This is a genomic window from Bacillus sp. CIS52, assembly GCF_053545315.1.
In genome coordinates this window covers 1241514-1263464 of record NZ_JBIUFR010000001.1, presented here as the reverse complement: position 1 = coordinate 1263464, position 21951 = coordinate 1241514, and the positions used below count along the sequence as shown (strand labels likewise).

Here is a 21951-nt window from a genome sequence, read left to right as displayed (position 1 = left end):
TCATGGCTTCATAAGCGTTTTTCTCCCATCTGCCTATTGGTTCATGGCCGGGCGATCGATCGTGTTCCATTTCGTAAAGGACATATATCGGAAATAATGATCACGGTACGGGTGCGCGGTGCCTGTATTCCAAGGCTTGTCTCCGCCGCAGAAATGGACGATGGCCGGTTCGGCCCGTGTTTCTCTGTAACGTATACGGTCGATCAGTTCAGGAGGCGTTTTCTCATTCATGATAATATGCGTCTGCGCGTTCCAGCGCGGATGCAGTTCATGCCATTGATCATATAAGACCGCGTTAAGCGCGTCCTGATCATGAAACACGAGAAAATCCTCCGAACTGTTTTCATTGATAAAATCAATCACTTTTTTGGAAATATTCTGTTTTCTCCAAGGTTCAAAATCTATAATCATAATGCCGGAATTGAAATACTTGGCCGTGTCGCTGATATTCATTTTTTTCAGTCTTTCATGCTGTCCGGCATCTTCTACTGCCGCAACTATTGCCGGGGAAATATCCAAATCCCATAAAACCGAAATATCTTCCATCACAATTGCATCGCAATCAATGTAAATCATCCGCTTTACGGACTCATCCTTAATTAAATCAGGTATGGAAATGCGGTAATAAGCCGCTTTTGTAATGTGGCTGCTTTCGACCGCATGTTTGTATTGATCAGCATCCACTTCTAAAAATTCAAGCGGCGTTCCGAATGACATCGCAGTCTGTTCAAGCTTGTCCTTGTTTTCGGCAGTAATTCCGCCGTCGATCACATATAATTTGGCATTCCTTGTTTTATCCATATTCATCAATAAAGAAGCGAACATCCCACCCAAATGACGAGCATAATTATCATCGGCACATGATACGATATGCATTGTTTCATTCTTTCCCACTGATATTCATCTCCCTTTTTGTTGTATCATTTTCTTTCCCTTTTTTTCAAAAGTAAACCCCGATCTTACACATTTTTTCTGCGGGAATGTGCTGTTGACGAGTTGATATCTTTCTTCTTTGTTTGGAGTGAGGAAAGAAAATGATCTTAGCGGCGAGGTCTATGTGAACGGCGGCAAGCCCATCAAGGCCGACAGCGAAAAACGGTGAGCGTCATTGGATAAACAAACAGCCGGACCGCTTTTATTTGCAGTCCGGCTGTTTGTAATGCGCCAATCGGTTAATCGACTTCTTTCTTAATCCCAAGCATCTTTTCGTCTAAATAATGGGCGATGTCCGCCGCTTCCTTCAGCTCGTCAGTCAGATGCTTCGGGACTTCGTTATTTAATTTGTAATAAATTTTATGCTCAAGGCTCGCCCAAAAATCCATGGCGATGGTGCGGATTTGGATTTCCGCCTTCACATATTCCACCCGATTCGTCAAATAGACGGGAATTTCAATAATCAAATGCAGGCTGCGGTAGCCGTTCGGCTTCGGATGTTTAATATAATCCTTCACCTTCACGATCTTCAGGTCCTTATGCTGTTTCAAAACCTCAGCGACATTATAAATATCTGATATAAAAGAACAGATAATCCTGACACCTGCGATATCATGAATATGCTCTTTCATTTCTTGCGTCGTCACATCGCAGCCTTTGCGCATCAGTTTATTGACGATACTCTCGAAACTTTTAACGCGTGATTTTGTATGCTCGATCGGGTTATGCCCGTGAATCAGATTATATTCCTGACTGATGATAGAAAACTTCGTATCCAGCTCATCTAAAGCGAATTTATAAACTAATAATTCATTTTTCCAATCTTCCATGACCGTTTTTAAATCATCCATATGGGCTGTTGACAAGTCCATTTTTTTCATCTCCTTGCTTTGCTGTCCACATATCAGACGGTTCGGTCGGCGGTCAGGTTCTTTACAAAATCGTGAAGATTATGTCATAAAAAAAGCAAATGCCGTTATGGCATTTGCCTTGTCATTTGATCAGGAAATAATTGATCAGGAGTCCGATGGAAAGCAGGAATCCGAAGAATGTATTGGTTTGCGCCGTTGATTTCATCGCAATAATCATGTTCATCGGCATTTCGTTTTTCACGAAGCCTTTCACGGCCTGAACGGGTTTCGGCACGCTCAAAAAGACCAGGAACAGCCACGGGCTTGTATATCCCATGATAACAAGACCGACGATCCAGATGTAGGCGATAGCAAAGGACGCGGCCAGTATCATGACGGCTCCCCTATGCCCCATCAAAATCGCCAGCGTTTTACGTCCGCCCTTTTTATCTTCTTCAATATCACGGATATTATTGGACAGGTTAATCGCGCCGACCAAGATGGCGATCGGGATGGAAATCAAAATGCTCTGTTCATTAATTCCGCCAGTCTGAATGAAGAAAGAAATAAGGACAAACACAGAGCCCATGCAAATACCGGAGAATAGTTCACCGAACGGTGTATACGCAATCGGCAGCGGGCCGCCCGTATACAGGTAGCCGATCAGCATGCCGGCAAGGCCGATTGCCGCAAGCCACCAGCTGCTGCTCATGCAGATATAAACACCGAGCACGAGGGCAATCGCATAAGAGCCGAGCGCCAGCTGCAGAATCGTTTTCGGCTTCATGCCGTGGCGGACGATCGCTCCGCCGATACCGACAGAATCCTCCGTATCTAAACCGCGTTTAAAATCGTAATATTCATTGAATAAGTTCGTGGCGATCTGGATCCAAAGGCAGGAAAACAGCATGGCCAAAAACAGCAGGAAATCAACCTTTACGTAAAACATCGCCAATACAGTGCCGAGAAGTACGGGCACAAACGATGCCGTCAATGTATGAGGGCGGGTTAACTGCCATAAAATGCGGCCCATGCTTTCTTTTTCAGGCGTCTTTTGGCTGCCTCCCATATTGTTTTGATTCATTTTCCTCTTCCTTTCTATTAAAAGGCTTTCACAGTCAGCCGATAACAGTAGTGTTGAATTGGGGTTTTTATGTTTTCTGCTACCTTATCTATCATAATAATTTCTTCCCCATTTCACAAGATGCGGCGCTCCGTCAGCTTTGCTGCCGAAAACGGCTTTCCGCCCTTCCCCATTGGGGTTCGGCACAAGCCTGCGTAAGAAAAAGCCGCCGAAATTTTTTTACCTCATTTATATTTACGATAAGTTAAAAATCCCGCCTGAACATGCGCTTTTTTAGTATGATCATTTGCCAATTTATACATGCGTATTTTCCATCCTTTTGTTTCTCATTCATTTTTAAGGAAATTTTAAGCTTAGGATATTAGACATATTTTGAAACTTTTTGTTAATCTAATCGTCATATACTGGTGTAATTATTGAATACGCGGGGAAGGAATTTTAACATGATGCAAAAATTAAAACGTGCTTATGAAAATACATTGGTTAAATGGACGTTTCATACGGGCTTTTATTTTCTGATATTAGTATTGCTCTTTTGGATGTATGGATTTCATACAGCCAATACCGGCACTTATATTTACAACGATTTCTAATCGGGGAGGATAACTATGAAACTACTTGATGCTATAAAAACATATGCAGACGCCAAGCCTCAGGCCGAAGCGTTTCGTTCCTTAGATCATTCCCTCACTTACGGGGAATTATGGGATTTGTCGGAGCGGGTTGCGTCCGGCATTCAACAACATACGGCTGACGGTTCGAAAACACCTGTCCTGGTTTACGGACATATGGAGCCGAATATGATCGTTTCTTTCTTAGGAAGCGTCAAAGCGGGCCGCCCTTACATTCCTGTCGATGTGTCCATTCCGGCAGAGCGGATCGTCAAAATCATTGAAAGCTCAGGCGCAGAGCTGCTCATCAGCGTAACGGGCGATGCAGTCGATACGGGGAGCAATCTGATTAAAACTGTTACACCCGAAGAGCTTGCAGCTGACGGAGATGCAGACCTCAGCCGTGAGAACTGGGTAAAAGATCAGGACACGTTTTACATTATTTACACGTCCGGCAGCACGGGAAATCCGAAGGGCGTGCAGATATCAGCTGATAACCTGCAAAGCTTCACAGACTGGATCTGCAGGGATTTTCCTGTGGGCGAAGGCAAGACATTCTTAAATCAAGCTCCGTTTTCTTTTGATTTATCTGTCATGGACATTTTCCCGTCGCTTCAAACGGGAGGTACGCTGCACTGTGTAACGAAAGACAAAATCAATAAACCGAAAGTACTATTTGAAGAGCTGGAGAAATCTAAATTGAACGTCTGGACATCGACGCCGTCTTTCGTCCAAATGTGTCTGATGGACCCCGGCTTTACGCAGGAGCTCCTGCCTGACGCAGAAGTATTTATGTTTTGCGGAGAAGCGCTTCCGGCTGCCGTGGCACAGGAACTGTTAAACCGTTTTCCGAAGGCCCGCGTATTCAATACATACGGCCCGACCGAAACAACGGTTGCCGTCACCTCCGTGGAAATTACGCAGCAGGTCATCGATGAAAATGAATCTCTGCCCGTCGGATTTGCAAAACCCGATATGAATATCTTCATCATGGATGAAAACGGGAATAGGCTTCCGGACGGAGAAAAAGGGGAAATCATCATTGCCGGCCCGAGCGTAAGCAAAGGGTATCTCGGCGAGCCGTCTCTGACGGAAAAAGCGTTTTTCTCTGTTGACGGACAGTGGGCATATCATACGGGTGATGCCGGTTATGCTCAAGAAGGTCAGATTTTCTGCCAAGGACGCCTGGATTTCCAGATAAAGCTTCACGGCTACCGAATGGAGCTTGAGGAAATCGAAGTGCATGTAAGGCAGTCTCAATATGTACGCTCAGCGGTTGTCATCCCGTATCAGCCTAACGGACCTGTCGAATATCTAATTGCCGCCATCGTGCCTGAAAAACATGATTTCGAAAAAGAATTCCAGCTGACAAGCGCTATTAAGAAAGAGCTGGCCGCTTCGCTTCCGGCTTACATGATTCCGAGAAAATTCATTTATCAGGATCACATTCAAATGACTGCGAACGGAAAAATCGACCGTAAACGCATTGGCGAAGAGGTTCTTGTATGACGCCTTACAGCTCGTTTTTCTTCTTTATCTTACTTGGAATCCTTCTCTTGCCGACGATTATTTTAGGGCTGAACGGCAAGAGATTCCAAGGATACAACATGTTTATATCCATCATCGTATTGGCTTTGATTTTCTCGCATGATCTGCACGGCGTCATTGCATTATGTATCTTTACGCTGTGGCAGGTGCTGTTAATCAGGGGGTATCTCGCTTACAGACTGAAAGCCAACAGCGGCTTTGTCTTCAGCATGGCCGTGATCGCGTCCATTTTACCCCTGTTTTTATCTAAATTATGGCCGTTTTTCTTTCCGCCGGTGCCTCATCATCCGGTTCATAACCTGATCAGTTTCTTAGGAATTTCTTATTTGACATTTAAAGGCGTCCAGCTGATCATGGAAACGAGAGACGGGCTGATTAAAGAAAAAATGCCGCTTCACCGCCTTTTGTACTTTATTATGTTTTTCCCGACCATTTCTTCCGGTCCGATCGACAGATACCGCAGATTTGCCAAGGACGAACAGAAAGTATGGACAAAGGGAGAATATGCTGATTTACTGTATACCGGCATTCATAAAATTTTTATCGGTTTCTTGTACAAATTCATTATCGGATATGCGATTAACACGTATTTCATTATGAATCTGTCTCATATCACCCACAGCAAACTGTGGAGCAATGTGCTGTACATGTACGGATACAGCTTGTACCTGTTTTTCGACTTTGCGGGCTACACGATGTTTGCCGTCGGTGTCAGCTACATTATGGGTATCAAATCTCCGGAAAACTTTAATAAGCCGTTTATCAGCAGAAACATTAAAGACTTCTGGAACCGCTGGCACATGTCCTTATCCTTTTGGTTCAGAGACTACGTATTTATGCGCTTTGTTTTCTGGATGACAAAGAAAAAATGGATAAAGAACCGGATGGCCGTCTCGAACATCGGGTATTTCCTGCTGTTCATGCTGATGGGCGTCTGGCACGGGCTCGCCCTGCAATATATTGTGTACGGCCTGTACCATGCCGTGTTAATGACGGGGTATAACTTTTTTGAGAAATGGAATAAGAAATACAAGTGGCTGCCCGCCAATCGTTTTACGGCCTTTGTAGCCATCGTCATCACATTCCATTTCGTATGTTTCGGATTTTATATTTTCTCAGGAAAACCATTTCATCACTAAAGGAGATTGAAAACACATGGAATTTAAACAGGAAGTATTAGACGTATTAGCTGAAGTTTGTCAGGAGGACGCTGTGAAAGAAAATCCTGATATTGAAATCTTTGAAGAAGGACTGCTTGATTCTTTCGGAACTGTAGAACTGCTTGTTGCCATCGAAAACCGCTTCGGCATTACAGTGCCGATCACTGAGTTTGACCGTGACGAGTGGAATACGCCAAACAACATTGTAAACAAACTGACTGAGTTGAAGTAAATGAAAAAGCGTTTCTTTGGACCAATTATTTTAGCGTTTGTCCTGTTTGTCGGAGCTATCGCAGTTCCGGCTTCATGGCTTACGCGCTTCATTCCTGAAAAACGTGTCGAAGAGTCGGCAGCGGCCTTAAACCCGAATATGTTCCAAGGGCTCTATCTGCAAAACAAAATGTTCGAAGACTCGAAGTATCTGCCGATTTTCGGTTCTTCCGAGCTTTCAAGATTAGATGAGTTTCACCCGTCCAACTATTTTCAAGTGAACAACCAAGGCTTTACGCCTTATCTTGTCGGAAAAGGCGGGGATCAATCCCTGATACACGCCGTAAACTTTGCGGCGCATTACCAGCAGCTGAAAGGCAAAAAACTGGTATTTATTGTTTCTCCTCAATGGTTTATTAAAAAAGGTTCTGATGAACAGCACTTTGCACCGAATTTTTCATCACTTCAGGCATTGGATTTAGCATTTAATGACCAGATTGATCCCGCGGTCAAAAAGAACATGATGAAACGCATGCTTCGTTTTAAAGTCGTTCAGCATGATGCCGTCCTTTCTGAATTGTACAAAGGAATGGTCAACGGCCAATCATGGAAAGTGAAAACGGTCATGCCGGCCGCCAAGGCTTACTATTCTCTGCTTGAGAAAAAAGATCTTTATTATTCAATGGGAGAAACCAAGGGTCCTGAGCGGACGATCTCTGAAAACCTAAAAGGAAAATCGTGGTCAGAGTTAAAAACAGCCGCCGCGCAATTAGGAAAACGGAGTTCCAAGTCCAATCCTTTCTATATCGATGACACTTCTTATAAAAAAATTAAGCCGAAGTTAAAGAGAGTGAAAGGAATCAACAAAGGAAGAACATACGCCAAATCAGTCGAATATCACGACTTTGAGGATATGCTGGACATTCTGAAAGATGCCGGCGCTGAACCGATGTTCGTGGTTATTCCGGTCAACGGAAAATGGTATGACTACACCGGCTTCCCGAAAAAAGGCCGGACTGATTACTACAAAAAAGTCACAAAGCAGATTAAAGCGAAGGGCTTTCAGGTTGCCGACTTATCCGGGCACGAATATGATCCGTACTTTATGAAAGACACCATCCATATCGCCTGGAAGGGCTGGGTGTACGTCGATAAAGCGATGGAGCAGTTTTACAAAACCGGCAAAGTGACGGTTCACTGAGCACGGTGATGACCGAATACAGCAAAAACGAACACGCAGGGGGATTCTTTCCCCTGCTTTTTGTGTGATTTGATTTTTTCACAAATTTGAGGAAAACTATTGCGAATATTTGTTGAAGGTATACAATAGAATATAAATTATTTTCAAATAAGTTTGACAATAACACCAATAGGGAGACAGAACATTATGAAACAAGACATTCGTGTTGAATTGACTTCAGCCAAAAAACCTAAACCGGACCCCCATAACCTTGCGTTCGGCAGAATTTTCACCGACCATATGTTTGTTATGGATTACGATGCGGATCAAGGCTGGTACGATCCGAGAATTATCCCTTATCAGCCCTTCTCAATGGATCCTGCGGCTATGGTCTATCATTACGGCCAAACCGTTTTTGAAGGGCTTAAAGCGTATGTAACGAAGGATCAGGAGGTGCTTCTGTTCAGACCGGAGAAAAATATGGAGCGCCTGAATCAGTCAAATGACCGTCTTTGCATCCCGCTCATTGATGAAGAGCTTGTTCTTGAAGGCCTGAAACAGCTCGTAGCCATCGACAAAGACTGGATTCCGAAAGCGGAAGGCACTTCCCTTTATATCCGTCCGTTTATCATTGCGACCGAGCCTTTCCTCGGTGTAGCGGCATCCCATACGTACAAGCTTTTTATCATTCTGTCGCCGGTCGGCTCTTATTACAAAGAAGGCATTAAACCGGTGAAAATCGCCGTGGAAAACGAGTTCGTGCGCGCTGTCAAAGGCGGTACGGGAAACGCGAAAACGGCCGGCAACTACGCTTCAAGCCTGAAGGCGCAGCAGGTTGCGGAGGAGAAGGGCTTTTCCCAGGTGCTATGGCTTGACGGCATTGAGAAAAAATACATCGAAGAAGTCGGCAGCATGAACATCTTTTTCAAAATCAACGGCGAAATTGTGACGCCGGAGCTGAACGGAAGCATTCTTGAGGGAATTACGAGAAATTCCGTCATCACCCTGCTCAAACATTGGGGATTGACTGTGTCTGAGCGGAAAATTTCGATCGATGAAGTCATTCAGGCGCATCGTGACGGCCGATTGGAAGAAACGTTCGGAACCGGTACGGCGGCGGTCATTTCTCCGGTCGGCGAACTGATCTGGAATGATGAAAGTCTTGTCATCGGCAGCGGTGAAACCGGAGAGATCTCGAAGAAATTGTATGATACCATTACAGGCATTCAAAAAGGCGCGGAAGCCGACGTGTTCGGCTGGACGACGGAAGTCGCCTCATTAAGCGAATCAAAATAAACAAAAAACCCGGAATCGCTTCCGGGTTTTTTTGGTGCTTTTATGCTTCAATTGACTTAAAGAAATGAGGCAGATGTTCCTTGTGCGCTTCAAGCATTTCATCCAGAATAGCCTTTGCCACGGAGTCTGACGGGACGAGAGGATTGATCGTCATCGCAAGGAGCGCCGTTTGATAATCTCCCGTGACGGCTGCTTCAGCGGCCACGCGTTCAAATGATTTGATTTGCTGGACGAGCCCGCGGACGGATACCGGCAGATCACCGACGGCGATCGGTTTCGGTCCGTCTTTCGTTATGACACAGTTCACTTCGACCGCTGAGTCATTCGGGATGCTGGCGATCGCGCTGTTGTTTATCGTATTGACGGGCTGGATATCATGTTTGTCGTTATAGATGGAGCTGATCAGGTTGCAGGCCGCGTCACTGTAGTACGCTCCGCCCCGTTTCTCAAGCTGCGGCGGTTTGATAGCGAGATTCGGGTCTTTATACAGTTCGAACAGTTCTTTCTCAACCTTCTGCACGACTTCGGCGCGTGTGCCCTCCGTCTGTGACGCTTCTATTTCATGCTCGAGCATTTCTTTCGTTTTGAAATAATAGCGGTGGTAGCCGCAAGGAATCAGATCGAGCGCCTTCAGGAATTCAGGCTCCCATTCCGCTCCGGAAATGTTCTTCATCGTCATGGCGTTTTCCGGGTCTCCCATGGCTTCGATGACTTTATCCTTCACGCTGACGCCGTCTAAGAAAACATCTAATCCGAAGACCATGTGATTCAGCCCGGCAAATTGCACCTCGATCCGGCTGACATCGACATCCAATGCTTTTGCGACGCCCATTTTAATGCCGATCGGCACATTGCAGAGGCCGACGACTTTTGTAAGATTCGAGTAGCGGAGCAAGGCCTCGGTAACCATGCCGGCAGGGTTTGTGAAATTCACGAGCCATGCATTCGGACAAAGCTCTTCGATGTCTTTCGCGATTTCCAGAATAACCGGAATGGTGCGCAGCCCTTTGAATAAACCGCCCGGACCGTTTGTCTCCTGTCCGATCACGCCGTATTTTAACGGAATCCGTTCATCTTTGGCGCGGGCCTCAAGAAGACCGACGCGGAATTGAGTTGTTACGAAATCTGCATCCTTCAAGGCTTCTCTCCGGTCAAGCGTCAGGTGAACCTCTATCGGAACCCCCGCTTTTTCGACCATGCGTTTTGCAAGCGTGCCGACGATATTGAGCTTTTTCTCGCCTTCGGGAATGTCGACGAGCCATAATTCTCTGACAGGCAGTTCATCATAGCGCTTAATGATGCCTTCCACAAGCTCCGGTGTATAGCTTGAACCTCCGCCGATCGTTACAATTTTAATTCCTTTTGTCATATTTTTGCTCCCCCTTGCAGACTCACTTTTTCATAAATCTCGACTAACTCTGCGGCCAAGTCTTTCACGGTCATGGCATTCATTAAATGATCTTGCGCATGTACCATCAAAAGCGTCATGTCTGTTTTTTCTCCGCCGGCTTCATTTTGGATCAGTTCGGTCTGATAATGATGGGCTTCAGTCAGTTCCCTTGCGGCTTCCTGAAGCTTTTCTTCCGCCAGGGCTCTGTCTCCCCGCTTTGCGGCGGCAATGGCCTCCATTGATGCGCTTCTGCCATTGCCGCCATGCAGGATGATCTGAAAAATGGTCTGTTCCATTTTCTCATTCATGTCTTTCACTCCCTTTCTCTAAAGCACGGCTTTTTCGTCTCCCTGTACGGCTGGCGCCTGCGATTGTTCAAGTTCGTTTTCTTCTTTCAGCTTTTGCGAATCCCACATTCTGAAGAACGGATAGTACACGATAAAGGCTGCGATGATATTAATCGCCTGCATGACAGCCCCTGATATTTTTCCGCCTGTGGCCAGATAGCCGGAGAAAATCGGCGGCATCGTCCACGGGACGGCAATGCCGGCAGGTTTGGCGACGAGGCCTGTGCTCATGCCGATATAGGTAAGAGTCAGTGTGACAAGCGGTGTGATGATAAACGGGATGAGAAGCATCGGGTTCATGACGATCGGCATTCCGAAAATAATCGGCTCATTAATATTAAAGACGGCCGGCCCGATGGCGAGTTTCCCAAGCTGCTTCATCTGCTTGCTTCGCGCACGGAGAAACATGGTAACCACGAGCGCCAGTGTCGCGCCGCTTCCGCCGATGTTGATCCAGATTTCAAAGAACTGCTGGGTGAAAATATTCGGCAGCGCATCGCCCGCCTGAAATGCAATCCGGTTGGCATCCATCGCTCCGAACCAGATCGGCGCCATGACGCCGCCGACAATGTTCGCCCCGTGTAATCCGCACGCCCACAAGAGCATTTGAACCGCTTCGGCTACCAGGCTTCCGCCGAGACTTCCGCCAAGAATCGAAAGCGGTGTCCCCAGTACAACGCTTACAATATTATGAAGGCTTTCAAACGGCGTCGCTTCGACGATTAAACGCGCACCCCAGATGAGAAAGACGACGGCAAAACCGGGAATTAAAGCGACAAACGATTTGCTGACCGCCGGAGGCACGCCGTCCGGCATTTTGAAGACGAAATTCCGCTGGATGATCAAGCGATAGATTTCCGTCGACAGCATGGCGATGATCATTGCGACAAACAGCCCTTTGCTTCCCATGAGAGAAAGCGGAATGCCGCCGCCCACCATGATTTCCTCTTTTGCGCCGGACGGCAGAAACGGAACTTTGTACGGCGTTGCCAAGAGAAACGCCGCCAGAGATATCGCACCGGCCGATAAAGCGTCCACCCCGTATTTTTCGGCCAGACGGTAGGCGATTCCAAAAGCGGCGACAAGGCCCATGATTTCAAAGGTCGCATCAACCGGATATTGCAGTTTTTGAGACCACGCGCTTCCGAACGTCTTTGCCATGAAATCCGCGTATCCCGGAATCGGCAGGTTGCCGATGATCAGAAAAAACGAACCGATGATGATAAGCGGCATGGTGAGGATGATCCCGTCACGCAATGCTTGCAGATGCCGCTGGGAAGCAATTTTCCCGGCAATGGGCATGACTTTCTCTTCTAAAAACTGATTCACCTTATTCACACGGCCCGCCCCTTTCTACGATGCGTTTCCGAGCTGTTCTGCTGATTTCAGAACCTCCGCTCCGTTGCATGTGCCGTAATGGACAGTATTAATGACTTCAACCGGCACTCCTTTTGATTCACCCAATTTTTTCAGCTGCGGAAGCAAATAACGGACTTGAGGCCCAAGCAGCAATACGTCCGCTTTATCTATATGCTGGTTGACTGAATCGCCTGACACAGCCCAGATTTTATATTCTTTTCCTTGTTCCTGCGCGCTTTTTTCCATCTTTGTGACGAGTAAGCTTGTTGACATCCCTGCTGCACAAACGAGTAATATATTCATGTAAAAGACCTCCTGAAAGTTTGATATTTTGTATGTCTCGGTGTTAGTACCATCATATTATGAAATCGCTTTCATAACTACTCAGGCTTTTTCCGCTGCTAACGGAAAAAAGGTGTATCCCGGTCTTTCTCTGATCGTTTGTCTCTGAATACTTGTAAAACCTCGTGATAGGCTGTGCATTTTAAGAGACGGCTTACCGCAGCCGGATCATCTAGCATGCCCCCTAGCCATTTGTACATATGCTGGAGGTCGGCTTTGCTTTCTTTCTCGACGCAGAGCAGGCAGACAAATTGGACACGCTTATCCGCCCAGTCAATCGGTTTCTTCAGCGTGCACACCGCCCAAAACGTCGTGTCTGTCTGCGGAACGAGCGGATGCGGAATCGCCGTGAGATTGCCGAAACTCGTGGGAGAAATCGCTTCCCTTTCAAAAATAGAATCGGTCAGAGTATCAGAAGCGAGGCCGGCTTTTGCAACCTGATGTCCGAGAAAACGGATGACGTCCTCCTTCGTCTCCAGATCCTGCTGCAAAAATACCAGCTCCGGTTTCAGAAAGTTCAATTGTTCCCGCTTTTCTTCCAGCATGGCGTCAATTTTTGTAAAATCCCCGCCGCCCAACAGTGTATGAACCTTTAATACGGGAACGGGCAGGTCTTTTTTGATCGGCACTGTGCTGACCACAAAATCAATCGACTCAAAAGAAAGCTGGTCAAGGCTGCAGTAATCAGCCGTTCCGACGATTTCAAGGCGCTTTGCGAACCGTGAACGCAGCTTTTCTCTTAAAAGCTGTGCACTGCCGGCGCCGGACGCACAGACAATCAAGCAGCGCTTAGGCGGCCGTTCTGTCTTTCTCCTTTCGATGGCGGCTCCGAAATGAAGCGCCAAATACCCGATCTCATTTTCATGAATATCAATACCGGTTTGCTCCTTAATCACGATTCCCGCAATCACTCCCGCTTCAAATGCTAGCGGGTAATTTTCCTTTATGGCGGAAAGCATCGGGTTTCTCAGGTTCATTCCGTACCGGTTTCGGTTAATCGCCGGCTTGATATGGAGCGCAAGACCCGCTTTCAGCTCATTGTCGTCCGTGATTCCGAGCTTCAGCTCCCGCTCAATGGCTTCAATCATCGCCTCTGTCAAACGGCTGGTCTCCCCGTCTATCAGCCTTGTAAGCTCTTTTCCTTCGATTTGTGACTGGGTCATGCGTTTTGTCCCGAGCAGGTGAATGGCGATATAGGCGGTTTCCTGTTCGGGAAAGGTGACGGATAGCGCCGATTCAAGCTCTTTGACGATGGCTTCCGCTGACTGATATTCTGTTTCAAGCTTAATATCATGAAGATCCTCCGGAATGAGAGATACATAGTTTTCTGTCCGGATTCGTTTGCAGGCAATGGCGATATGGATGATGAGATTGTTCAGGCCGAAGAAAGAAAGCGGGATCTTATGGTTTCGAACCTGCTTCATAATGGCTGCTCGGATCACTTGAATGTCGTCTTTCGGCAGAATACCGGCCTTCTCACTCAGGAGATCAGGCTCAGGCTCGCGGTCGTCCACTAAGTATTCCGCCATACAATAACGGAGGCGGAGCTCTTCGCCGCGCAGCTTAAAGCCGTAGTTCGGCCTTGTTTCCAAAATGATGTCATAGGGGCGGAGCCGTTTTTTTACTTCTTTCAGATCGGATTGAAGCGTGGATTTACTGATGAACAATTCTTCTGCCAAGTCATCCAGCTTGAGGTAGCCGTCGGTCAGAAGCATTCTTTTCATAAGGTAATCTATCCGTTCATCGGGAAAAATCGGCACGGTGCTGTTCTGTTGGAAATTGTCGTGAAGCCAGTTTTTAAACGGCTGCTCATCCCGGATCAGCAGCTTATAGCCGCTCCCTCTGACAGATTGAATGGAAGCGCCGTGTTTTTCGACAATGGTTTGCAGTTCCTTTATGTCATTGCGGACCGTCCGCGTCGTTACCTTTACTTTTGCAGCGATGACTGAGCTTGTAACCGGTGTTTCAGCAGCTAAAAGCAAGCGCAGAAGTTCACGAAGCCGCCCATGAAGCATGAGAAAAACCTCCTATCAGATCAGATGCAGACGTAAAAAATAGGCAAAAAGGATGAAAAAGGGGTAAATGTATGTAAATTCTATAATGGGGAGGTTTTCAAGTCAATGCGGCTGCCTGAGGCAAAGCCCATAAAAAAACAGCCGGATCAGCCGGCTGTTCGGGATGCGGACATGCGGTTTCGCTTAGATGACTTCCGTTCTTTTACGATTTTTCTGATGATCGGATAGATGACGGGCGCCCATTTGATAATTGTTTTGAAAAGTTTTTTCAATGTTTGAATCCCCTTTCTTTTACCTTGTCTTTCCCCTGTTATCAGCGGCTGTAAACATGGTCAGCGTGAGACATACCGGTTCCCCGTCACCCAATAGCGCCACGGATAATCCCGAGCTTCTCCGCTGTTGTCAATCCCGATTCTCGGGCCTGTTGATATATGCTCCGGTGTAAAGCCTTCCGTAATATACAGCGGCTGTTCCGTGATCATGCCGCCGTAGTCGTTCATTGAAATGCCCATCGCCTTCGTCAGCTTCCCCGGGCCATTTGTCCACTCTCTCGGGGGTCTGTCCGGTCTCCTGCGCTCCATCAGGAACTGACCTTCATGGGGCTCTGCCGCCCTGATTAACACGGCCTGCGGAATGCCGATGTCAGCGGCGACGACGTTCATTAATGTATGGGTGTGCATGACGTATGTATAAATGCGGCCCGCCTCGTGGAACATAATTTCCGTCCGTTTCGTGCGCCGGTTGCCGAAGCTGTGCGCCGCCCGGTCATCCGCTCCCATATAAGCTTCCGTTTCCACGATAAAGGCTGAAGCCGTTCCCTCATCCGTCTCTTTTACTAAGAGACAGCCGAGCAATAAAGGAGCAAGCTCTACTGACGGCCTTTGGTAAAATTCAATCGGCAAAGGCTTTCGTTCTCCCGCCATTTGTCTACCCCCTTTCTGATTATATTCAATTCCCTCTTTCACGTTTTTCACTTCTTTTTTACAATATAAACATGAAAGAAAAAAGGGCATCATTGTTGAACACTCTATTGCGTTTTGAAAATCGGCTGGTTATAATATGATGGTTCAAATGAAAATGATTCTCATGTTCAATAAATACCGGACAATGATCATAAAAGTAGGTGAATTGATTTTTGAGCGATTCTGTCACGTCCGCAAGCCGTCTGATCAGCATCTTAAAAAACGGGGTTTTCTTCCTGATCGCGGTAATCGGACTGCTTGTGTCTATTTTTTTCGCCGTCTCTTTCGGCGCGAAAGACATTACTTTACATACAGTGTGGTCGGCGATTGCTGATTACAATCCAAACATGACGGGCCAGCAGATCATTCATGAATTGCGCCTTCCGAGAGTGCTCGGCGCGGCCGTTACAGGCGCCGCCTTTGCAGCAGCCGGCGCCCTCATGCAAGGTGTCACGAGAAACCCGCTTGCCGATTCGGGTGTCTTAGGCGTAAATGCAGGAGCCATGTTTGTTGTTGCGCTCAGTTTTGCTTTTTTCCCTCATTTGTCATACGCCCTGCTGATGGTAATGTCGTTTTTGGGCGCACTGGCAGCTACAGGCTTGATTTTCTTTATCAGCGCGGCGGGAAAAAGCAGCATGACACCTTTAAAAGTGACGCTTGCCGGGGCGGTTGTAGCCGCTCTATTACATTCACTCAGCACAGGTGTGGCGATTTATTACGATTTAAGCCAGGATTTGGCCTTCTGGTACGCCGGCGGGGTCTCAGGAATCAAGTGGGCTCATTTACAAGTCCTTGCTCCCGTGATTGCGGTCTTCATCATTCTCGCGACATTCATGGGCCGGTCCGTCACCCTTCTCTCAATGGGAAATGACGTTGCGGCGAATTTAGGGGTGAACACTGCTCTGACGCGTGCCGCGGGATTAATGATCGCCGTCGTTCTTGCCGGTGTGTCTGTTTCCGCTGCCGGTGCAATCGGCTTCGTCGGGCTGGTCATCCCCCATATCGCCCGAAAGATCGTCGGCGTTACGTACAGGCTGATTATTCCGATGTCCGCGTTGCTTGGGGCGATTCTTTTGATTTTGGCCGACTTGGCCTCGCGCACGGTCAGTCCCCCGAGAGAATTGGCAATAGGCATCATGGTCGCACTTGTCGGTGTCCCTTTCTTTCTTTATATTGCCCGCAAGGAAGGGAGAGAATTATAAATGAAGGTGCAGAAGGAAACCAAAAAAGCGGCGGCGGCAGGCCTCATTCTGCTGATCATCGCCGTTTGCATTATTCTGATCGGGCTGCATACGGGCTCATTCCGGCTTTCTCCCTTTACGGTGGGAAAAACGCTGTTCGGATACGGCACGTTTCAAAGCACAACCGTTTTATTCGATTACCGGCTCCCCCGGATACTGGTGACGATGCTGGCCGGTATCGGTTTAGGCGTGTCGGGCGCTATTTTGCAGGGCGTATCCCGGAATCCGCTTGCCGATCCGGGAATCCTTGGGCTTCATGCCGGGGCTTCGTTCGGTCTGATGATGTATATCACGTTCTTTCATTCACTCGAGGCGCAGGCGTCAATGTTCATCCCGTTATTTACGTTTGCGGGCGGAACCCTCGCCGCTCTGCTGATCGTAGTGCTCACGTACGACAGGCTGAAAGGCTTTTTAACGATCCGCATGCTGTTAGTCGGGATCGCCGTTTCCGCGGGCTTCAGCGCCGTTACATTGTTTATGTCGCTGCGTCTGAATGAAGAAACCTATACCTTCGCTTCCCGCTGGCTGGTGGGGAACGTTTGGGGCAGGGACTGGATTCACGTGTGGTCGCTATTGCCCTGGATCGGCATTCTCGCACCGCTTGCATGGCTTAACGCCCGGTCTTTGAACATTTTAATGCTCGGTGACCAGGCCGCCGCAGGACTTGGCGCACACGTGCAGAGAAAAAGGATCATGCTGATCGCCATAGCGGTCGGCCTGTCTTGCGCGAGTGTGGCGATGGCCGGCGGAATCGGCTTTATCGGCTTTGCCGCCCCTCACTTGGCGAGACGGCTCGTCGGCACCATGCATCAGCATATCATCCCGATTGCGGGGTTAATCGGCCTTGTCATTCTTGTCGCGGCAGATACCATCGGCCGCTCCCTGTTTCAGCCGAACGCCATTCCGGCCGGGGTGGTTGCGGCAGCCATCGGCGCGCCGTATTTTCTCTATCTGGTTATGAAAATCAAAACATAAAACAAGGAGTCTTCTCATGAAAAAAATAATTGCCCTCGTCAGTTTCATGTGTATTTTCTTATTGGCTGCCTGCCAATCCGATTCAACACAGCCGGAGACAAAAAAGGCATCCGGTGATCATAAAATCGCTTCGATGTCCATTCACCTGACAAATGACCTGCTGGCTCTCGGCATTACACCGGCCGGTTCCGTCGTGGGCGGAGAATTAAAAGATTTTCTCCCTCATGTAAAAAATCAGCTGAAAGACACGAAAAAACTCGGCCCTGCCTCAGATCCGGATATGGAAGCGTTACTCGAACTGAACCCTGACAACATTTATCTTGATAAAGAATTTGCAGGAAAAGATGTGTCAAAATACAAGAAAATCGGAAACACACACGTTTTCGACCTTGATAAAGGCACTTGGCGCGATCATTTAAAAGACATCGGAAAAATCGTCAATCGTGAAAAAGAAGCGAAAACCTTTATTCAAGATTACGAAGATGAAACAAAACAAGTCAAATCTATGATCGATAAGGAATTAGGGAAAAACGCCAAAGTCATGGCGATCCGCGTGAATGCAAAAGAACTTCGCGTCTTCAGCACACGCCGCCCGATGGGTCCGATTCTGTTTGATGACCTGAAACTGAAGCCTGCTGACGGCATTAAAGACATGAACACCTCCCGCCCTTATGAGGTCATTTCTCAAGAAGTGCTGCCGGATTACAACGCAGATGCGATTTTCGTGGTCGTTAACAGAGACGACAAGTCACAGCAAGCTTTTAAAGAATTGCAAAAAAGCGCTGTATGGAAAGGGCTGAAGGCCGTGAAAGCAAACCACGTCTATAAGATTGCCGATCAGCCTTGGCTTGATTATTCGGCACTGGGAAATAAATTAGCAATGGATGAAGCGAAAAAGCTGTTCCAAAAATAAACATGAGCCGGTTTTGCAAAACGTGCAAAGCCGGCTTTTTTATATTGTTATTTACTTATATAAACAGATGCTTATATAATGATGTAAAAAAGGAGTGAGAGCATGCAACGGCAGCATAACGCCTTAAGTTCCGAAGCGGTCAGCCAATGCCTCAAACTTCTCAGCGACACGACAAGGCTTTTGATGCTGAAGTTTCTGAAGGAGAAAGAATACTGTGTCTGTGAGCTGACGGCCATTTTTGGCATGAGTCAGCCCGGCATCAGCCAGCACTTGCGGAAATTAAAGAACGCCGGGCTTGTGCGGGAAAGGCGGGAAGGCCAGTGGCGGTACTATGCCATTCATCCGTCCGGTCCGGAATACGCGCTGGTCCGCTCCATTCTGCAGCAGATAGATGAAAAAGACGGCGTTTTACAGACATTGCGGCAAAAAGAAGCCACTGTTTCATGCCGATAAGGAGGATATATTCTTGGGAATTGCGGTTTTATCAGCACTGATTTTTGTGCTGACACTTGTATTTGTCATTTGGCAGCCGAAACACATATCAATCGGCTGGTCTGCCTGCGGCGGAGCGGTCCTCGCTTTGATTGCGGGGGCAGTCAGCCTGCATGATATCGCGGAAGTGACGGGAATCGTCTGGAATGCGACACTTGCCTTTATCGCCATTATTATCATTTCATTGATTCTTGACAGCATCGGATTTTTTGAATGGGCCGCGCTGCATATGGCCATGGCGGCCAAAGGCAGCGGGCTGCGGATGTTTCTCTATGTTTCCGTCTTAGGGGCTGTGGTCTCCGCCCTGTTTGCCAATGACGGAGCGGCGCTCATTTTGACGCCGATCGTACTGGCGATGGTGCGGGCTTTAGATTTACCTGAAAAGCTGATTTTACCGTTTATTATCGCCGGAGGGTTCATCGCCGACACTACCTCGCTCCCGCTCGTGGTCAGCAATTTGGTCAATATCGTATCCGCGGATTACTTTCATATCGGATACATTGAATATGCATCACGTATGCTGGTGCCCAATCTCTTTTCTTTGGCAGCAAGCATTTTGGTGCTGTATCTCTATTTCAGAAAAAACATTCCGAAACGGTTTGACACCGGCCTTGTGAAACATCCTGCATCCGCCATTAAGGATGAGCGCCTTTTCCGGTTATCATGGGGTGTCCTGGCCGTTTTATTGATCGGGTATTTCGTCAGCGCGCTGCTGTCGATCCCTGTGTCCTTCGTTGCCGGCTCCATCGCGGTTGTTTTTCTCATTCTGGCGCAGCGAAGCCCCGCCGTCCCTGCAAAACAAGTCATCAAGGACGCCCCGTGGGCCATCGTGTTTTTTTCTGTCGGTATGTATGTTGTCGTGTACGGCTTGCGGAATGCCGGACTGACGGATCTTCTTTCTCAGCTTATTCAGAGAGCGGCGGATCACGGACTGTTTGCGGGGACACTCGGAATGGGTTTTATCGCTGCGGTTCTGTCCTCCGTTATGAATAACCTGCCGACGGTGATGATTGACGCCATAGCCATCAGCGGAACAGACGCTCACGGGCTGATGAGAGAAGCATTGATTTACGCGAATGTTATCGGTTCGGACCTCGGGCCGAAAATCACGCCGATCGGGTCGCTGGCGACATTGTTATGGCTCCATGTGCTGAGCCGGAAAAACGTGAAAATTTCCTGGGGAATGTATTTCAAAACAGGTCTGATATTAACCGTTCCGACGTTATTCATCACCCTGATCGGGCTTTATTTATGGCTGTTATGGCTGGCCTGATTATAGAACGGCGGATCTTTAACGCCGATTGCGGAATAACCTCTTCTTTTGAAAACCGGTTTTAAAAAATGGCTCTGCTGGGCATATTGATACCGTTCAAAAAGGAGGGTTCAGCAATGGAAAATAACAAAGACAGCGAAGAAGCGCTTTCCAGTAAGACGACCGGTAAAGGCGAGTCAGAAGACACGCTGACAAACCGGCAGGGCCATCCGGTCACTGACAACCAGAATGTCAGGACAGTCGGCAATAGAGGGCCGACGACATTGGAGAATTATGATTTTTTGGAGAAAATCAGCCACTTTGACCGTGAACGGATTCCGGAGCGCGTCGTTCACGCGCGCGGCGCCGGTGCACACGGATACTTTGAGGCGTACGGAAGTTTTGGAGACGAGGAGATTTCAAAATACACAAGGGCGAAGGTGTTCCAAAAGAAAGGAACGAAAACACCGGCGTTTGTTCGCTTCTCAACCGTCAATCACGGAAAGCACTCGCCGGAAACACTGCGTGATCCCCGGGGTTTTGCCGTTAAGCTTTATACGGAAGACGGCAACTGGGATCTGGTCGGCAATAACTTGAAAATCTTTTTTATCCGTGATCCGCTGAAGTTTCCGGATCTTGTTCACGCATTTCAGCCTGATCCGGTTACGAACATACAGGACGGTGAGCGTATTTTCGACTTCATCTCCCAATCACCGGAAGCGACTCATATGATCACTTTCTTGTTTTCGCCGTGGGGCATCCCGGCCAACTACCGGCAGATGCAGGGCTCAGGCGTCCATGCGTACAAATGGGTCAATGAAGAAGGAAAAGCCGTGCTCGTCAAATATCACTTTGAACCGAAACAGGGCATCCGCAACCTGACACAGAAGGAAGCGGAAGAGATTCAGGGGAAAAACTTTAACCATGCGACACAGGATTTGTATGACGCGATTGAAAATGGCGATTTTCCTGAATGGGAAGTGTATGCGCAAATTATGACTGATGACGAGCATCCTGAACTGGATTTTGATCCGCTTGACCCGACAAAGCTGTGGTATAAAGACGATTTTCCTTGGAAGCCGATCGGCAAATTGGTTCTGAACAAAAACCCGGAAAACTACCATGCGGAAGTGGAACAAGCTTCATTCGGAACGGGCGTGCTTGTGGACGGGCTTGATTTTTCAGATGATAAATTGCTTCAAGGGCGGACATTCGCCTATTCAGATACCCAGCGGTACCGCGTCGGCGCAAATTACCTGCAGCTTCCGATCAACTCGCCGAAAAAGCATGTCGCCACCAACCAGGAAGGCGGGCAAATGCAGTATCGGGTCGATCGGGCAGAAGGGCAAAACCCGCACGTCAACTATGAGCCGTCTATTATGGGCGGACTGAAAGAAGCGAAGCAGGATGGGAAAGACCATACGCCTTATGTCGAAGGCGATGTGAAGCGGGAAGCGATCGACCGGTCGAATAACTTCGGTCAAGCCGGAGAAACGTATCGCCGTTTTTCGGAATTTGAACGGAACGAATTGATCACAAACTTGGTCAATACGCTCTCTTCCTGCCGGAAAGACATTCAGGACCAAATGATTGAGAATTTCACAAAAGCAGATCCGGACTACGGAAAACGCGTGGCTGAAGGGCTGAAAAAAGCCTCCGAAAGCAACAGCGGCGGACCGATCGGCACTACGGATGCGGCACAGGCGGCAAAGCAGGCTGAACGGGAAAGCCATCCGTCAGATCCGTATTAAACAAAAAAACAGGACAATCGCGTCCTGTTTTTTTTTGAG

General features: G+C 47.9%; 22 protein-coding genes. 12 read left to right on the top strand and 10 right to left on the bottom strand.

Annotation, left to right across the window (positions count from 1 at the left end; translation table 11 throughout):
• Window positions 1-33: 33 nt before the first annotated feature.
• From ACH32G_RS05980 to ACH32G_RS05970, 3 genes are all read right to left on the bottom strand, one after another.
• Entirely contained in the window at window positions 34-894 is an 861-nt protein-coding gene (locus ACH32G_RS05980; protein WP_016937499.1) for a glycosyltransferase family 8 protein, read from the bottom strand.
• 278 nt (window positions 895-1172) lie between these two features.
• Complete coding sequence (locus ACH32G_RS05975) at window positions 1173-1805, bottom strand: GTP pyrophosphokinase (protein WP_007407732.1); 633 nt, start codon at window positions 1803-1805, stop codon at window positions 1173-1175.
• Between the two features lie 121 nt (window positions 1806-1926).
• On the bottom strand, window positions 1927-2868 hold the full coding sequence (locus ACH32G_RS05970) for a 1,4-dihydroxy-2-naphthoate polyprenyltransferase (protein ID WP_016937498.1): 942 nt from the start codon (window positions 2866-2868) through the stop codon (window positions 1927-1929).
• Window positions 2869-3311: 443 nt separating this feature from the next.
• Between ACH32G_RS05970 and ACH32G_RS05965 the strand changes: the two genes are divergently transcribed.
• From ACH32G_RS05965 to ACH32G_RS05940, 6 genes are all read left to right on the top strand, one after another.
• Window positions 3312-3461, top strand: a complete 150-nt coding sequence (locus ACH32G_RS05965) for a teichoic acid D-Ala incorporation-associated protein DltX (protein ID WP_013354059.1) — start codon at window positions 3312-3314, stop codon at window positions 3459-3461.
• Window positions 3462-3476: 15 nt separating this feature from the next.
• Window positions 3477-4988 (top strand): D-alanine--poly(phosphoribitol) ligase subunit DltA, encoded by a 1512-nt coding sequence (dltA, locus tag ACH32G_RS05960; protein WP_448814103.1) that lies wholly within the window; start codon window positions 3477-3479, stop codon window positions 4986-4988.
• Window positions 4985-6166 (top strand): D-alanyl-lipoteichoic acid biosynthesis protein DltB, encoded by a 1182-nt coding sequence (dltB, locus tag ACH32G_RS05955; protein ID WP_045925514.1) that lies wholly within the window; start codon window positions 4985-4987, stop codon window positions 6164-6166. Before dltA ends, dltB begins: the two co-directional genes overlap by 4 nt.
• Before the next feature lie 16 nt (window positions 6167-6182).
• The gene (gene dltC / locus ACH32G_RS05950) at window positions 6183-6419 is read left to right on the top strand and encodes a D-alanine--poly(phosphoribitol) ligase subunit 2 (protein WP_003150875.1); all 237 of its coding nucleotides are present in this window, start codon (window positions 6183-6185) and stop codon (window positions 6417-6419) included.
• Window positions 6420-7598 carry a D-alanyl-lipoteichoic acid biosynthesis protein DltD gene (dltD, locus tag ACH32G_RS05945; RefSeq protein ID WP_016937494.1) on the top strand — a complete coding sequence of 393 codons (1179 nt, stop codon included), beginning with the start codon at window positions 6420-6422 and terminating at the stop codon, window positions 7596-7598.
• Window positions 7599-7781: 183 nt separating this feature from the next.
• On the top strand, window positions 7782-8873 hold the full coding sequence (locus ACH32G_RS05940; protein WP_045925629.1) for a branched-chain amino acid aminotransferase: 1092 nt from the start codon (window positions 7782-7784) through the stop codon (window positions 8871-8873).
• Between the two features lie 40 nt (window positions 8874-8913).
• Here ACH32G_RS05940 and licH read toward each other — a convergent pair whose 3' ends face one another.
• From licH to ACH32G_RS05905, 7 genes are all read right to left on the bottom strand, one after another.
• Window positions 8914-10242: a 6-phospho-beta-glucosidase LicH gene (gene licH, locus ACH32G_RS05935; RefSeq protein ID WP_047475960.1), complete on the bottom strand. Its 1329-nt coding sequence runs from the start codon at window positions 10240-10242 to the stop codon at window positions 8914-8916.
• Window positions 10239-10571, bottom strand: a complete 333-nt coding sequence (gene licA / locus ACH32G_RS05930) for a PTS lichenan transporter subunit IIA (RefSeq protein ID WP_016937491.1) — start codon at window positions 10569-10571, stop codon at window positions 10239-10241. The genes licH and licA overlap by 4 nt, the downstream gene beginning before the upstream one ends.
• Window positions 10572-10589: 18 nt before the next feature.
• The gene (licC, locus tag ACH32G_RS05925; protein ID WP_016937490.1) at window positions 10590-11948 is read right to left on the bottom strand and encodes a PTS lichenan transporter subunit IIC; all 1359 of its coding nucleotides are present in this window, start codon (window positions 11946-11948) and stop codon (window positions 10590-10592) included.
• A gap of 15 nt (window positions 11949-11963) precedes the next feature.
• A complete protein-coding gene (licB, locus tag ACH32G_RS05920; protein ID WP_003150863.1) occupies window positions 11964-12272 on the bottom strand; it encodes a PTS lichenan transporter subunit IIB in 309 nt (102 codons plus the stop codon).
• A gap of 98 nt (window positions 12273-12370) precedes the next feature.
• Window positions 12371-14326, bottom strand: a complete 1956-nt coding sequence (gene licR / locus ACH32G_RS05915; protein WP_327814855.1) for a transcriptional regulator LicR — start codon at window positions 14324-14326, stop codon at window positions 12371-12373.
• Window positions 14327-14472: 146 nt separating this feature from the next.
• Entirely contained in the window at window positions 14473-14598 is a 126-nt protein-coding gene (locus ACH32G_RS05910) for a hypothetical protein (protein WP_255034120.1), read from the bottom strand.
• Between the two features lie 60 nt (window positions 14599-14658).
• Complete coding sequence (locus ACH32G_RS05905; RefSeq protein WP_047476042.1) at window positions 14659-15249, bottom strand: DNA-3-methyladenine glycosylase; 591 nt, start codon at window positions 15247-15249, stop codon at window positions 14659-14661.
• 242 nt (window positions 15250-15491) lie between these two features.
• On the opposite strand from ACH32G_RS05905, the gene ACH32G_RS05900 reads away from it, so the two are divergent.
• The 6 genes from ACH32G_RS05900 to katX all read left to right on the top strand — a co-directional run bounded on the left by ACH32G_RS05900 (window position 15492) and on the right by katX (window position 21912).
• Window positions 15492-16490, top strand: coding sequence for a FecCD family ABC transporter permease (locus ACH32G_RS05900; protein WP_327814992.1), 999 nt, complete (start codon window positions 15492-15494; stop codon window positions 16488-16490).
• Entirely contained in the window at window positions 16491-17504 is a 1014-nt protein-coding gene (locus ACH32G_RS05895; protein WP_327814857.1) for a FecCD family ABC transporter permease, read from the top strand.
• 16 nt (window positions 17505-17520) lie between these two features.
• Window positions 17521-18417: an ABC transporter substrate-binding protein gene (locus ACH32G_RS05890; protein ID WP_016937484.1), complete on the top strand. Its 897-nt coding sequence runs from the start codon at window positions 17521-17523 to the stop codon at window positions 18415-18417.
• Window positions 18418-18519: 102 nt separating this feature from the next.
• A complete protein-coding gene (locus ACH32G_RS05885; RefSeq protein WP_326123503.1) occupies window positions 18520-18870 on the top strand; it encodes an ArsR/SmtB family transcription factor in 351 nt (116 codons plus the stop codon).
• A 13-nt stretch (window positions 18871-18883) separates the two neighbouring features.
• Complete coding sequence (locus tag ACH32G_RS05880; protein ID WP_448814102.1) at window positions 18884-20182, top strand: arsenic transporter; 1299 nt, start codon at window positions 18884-18886, stop codon at window positions 20180-20182.
• 116 nt (window positions 20183-20298) lie between these two features.
• Entirely contained in the window at window positions 20299-21912 is a 1614-nt protein-coding gene (gene katX / locus ACH32G_RS05875) for a catalase KatX (RefSeq protein WP_448814101.1), read from the top strand.
• The last annotated feature ends 39 nt before the right edge of the window (window positions 21913-21951 follow it).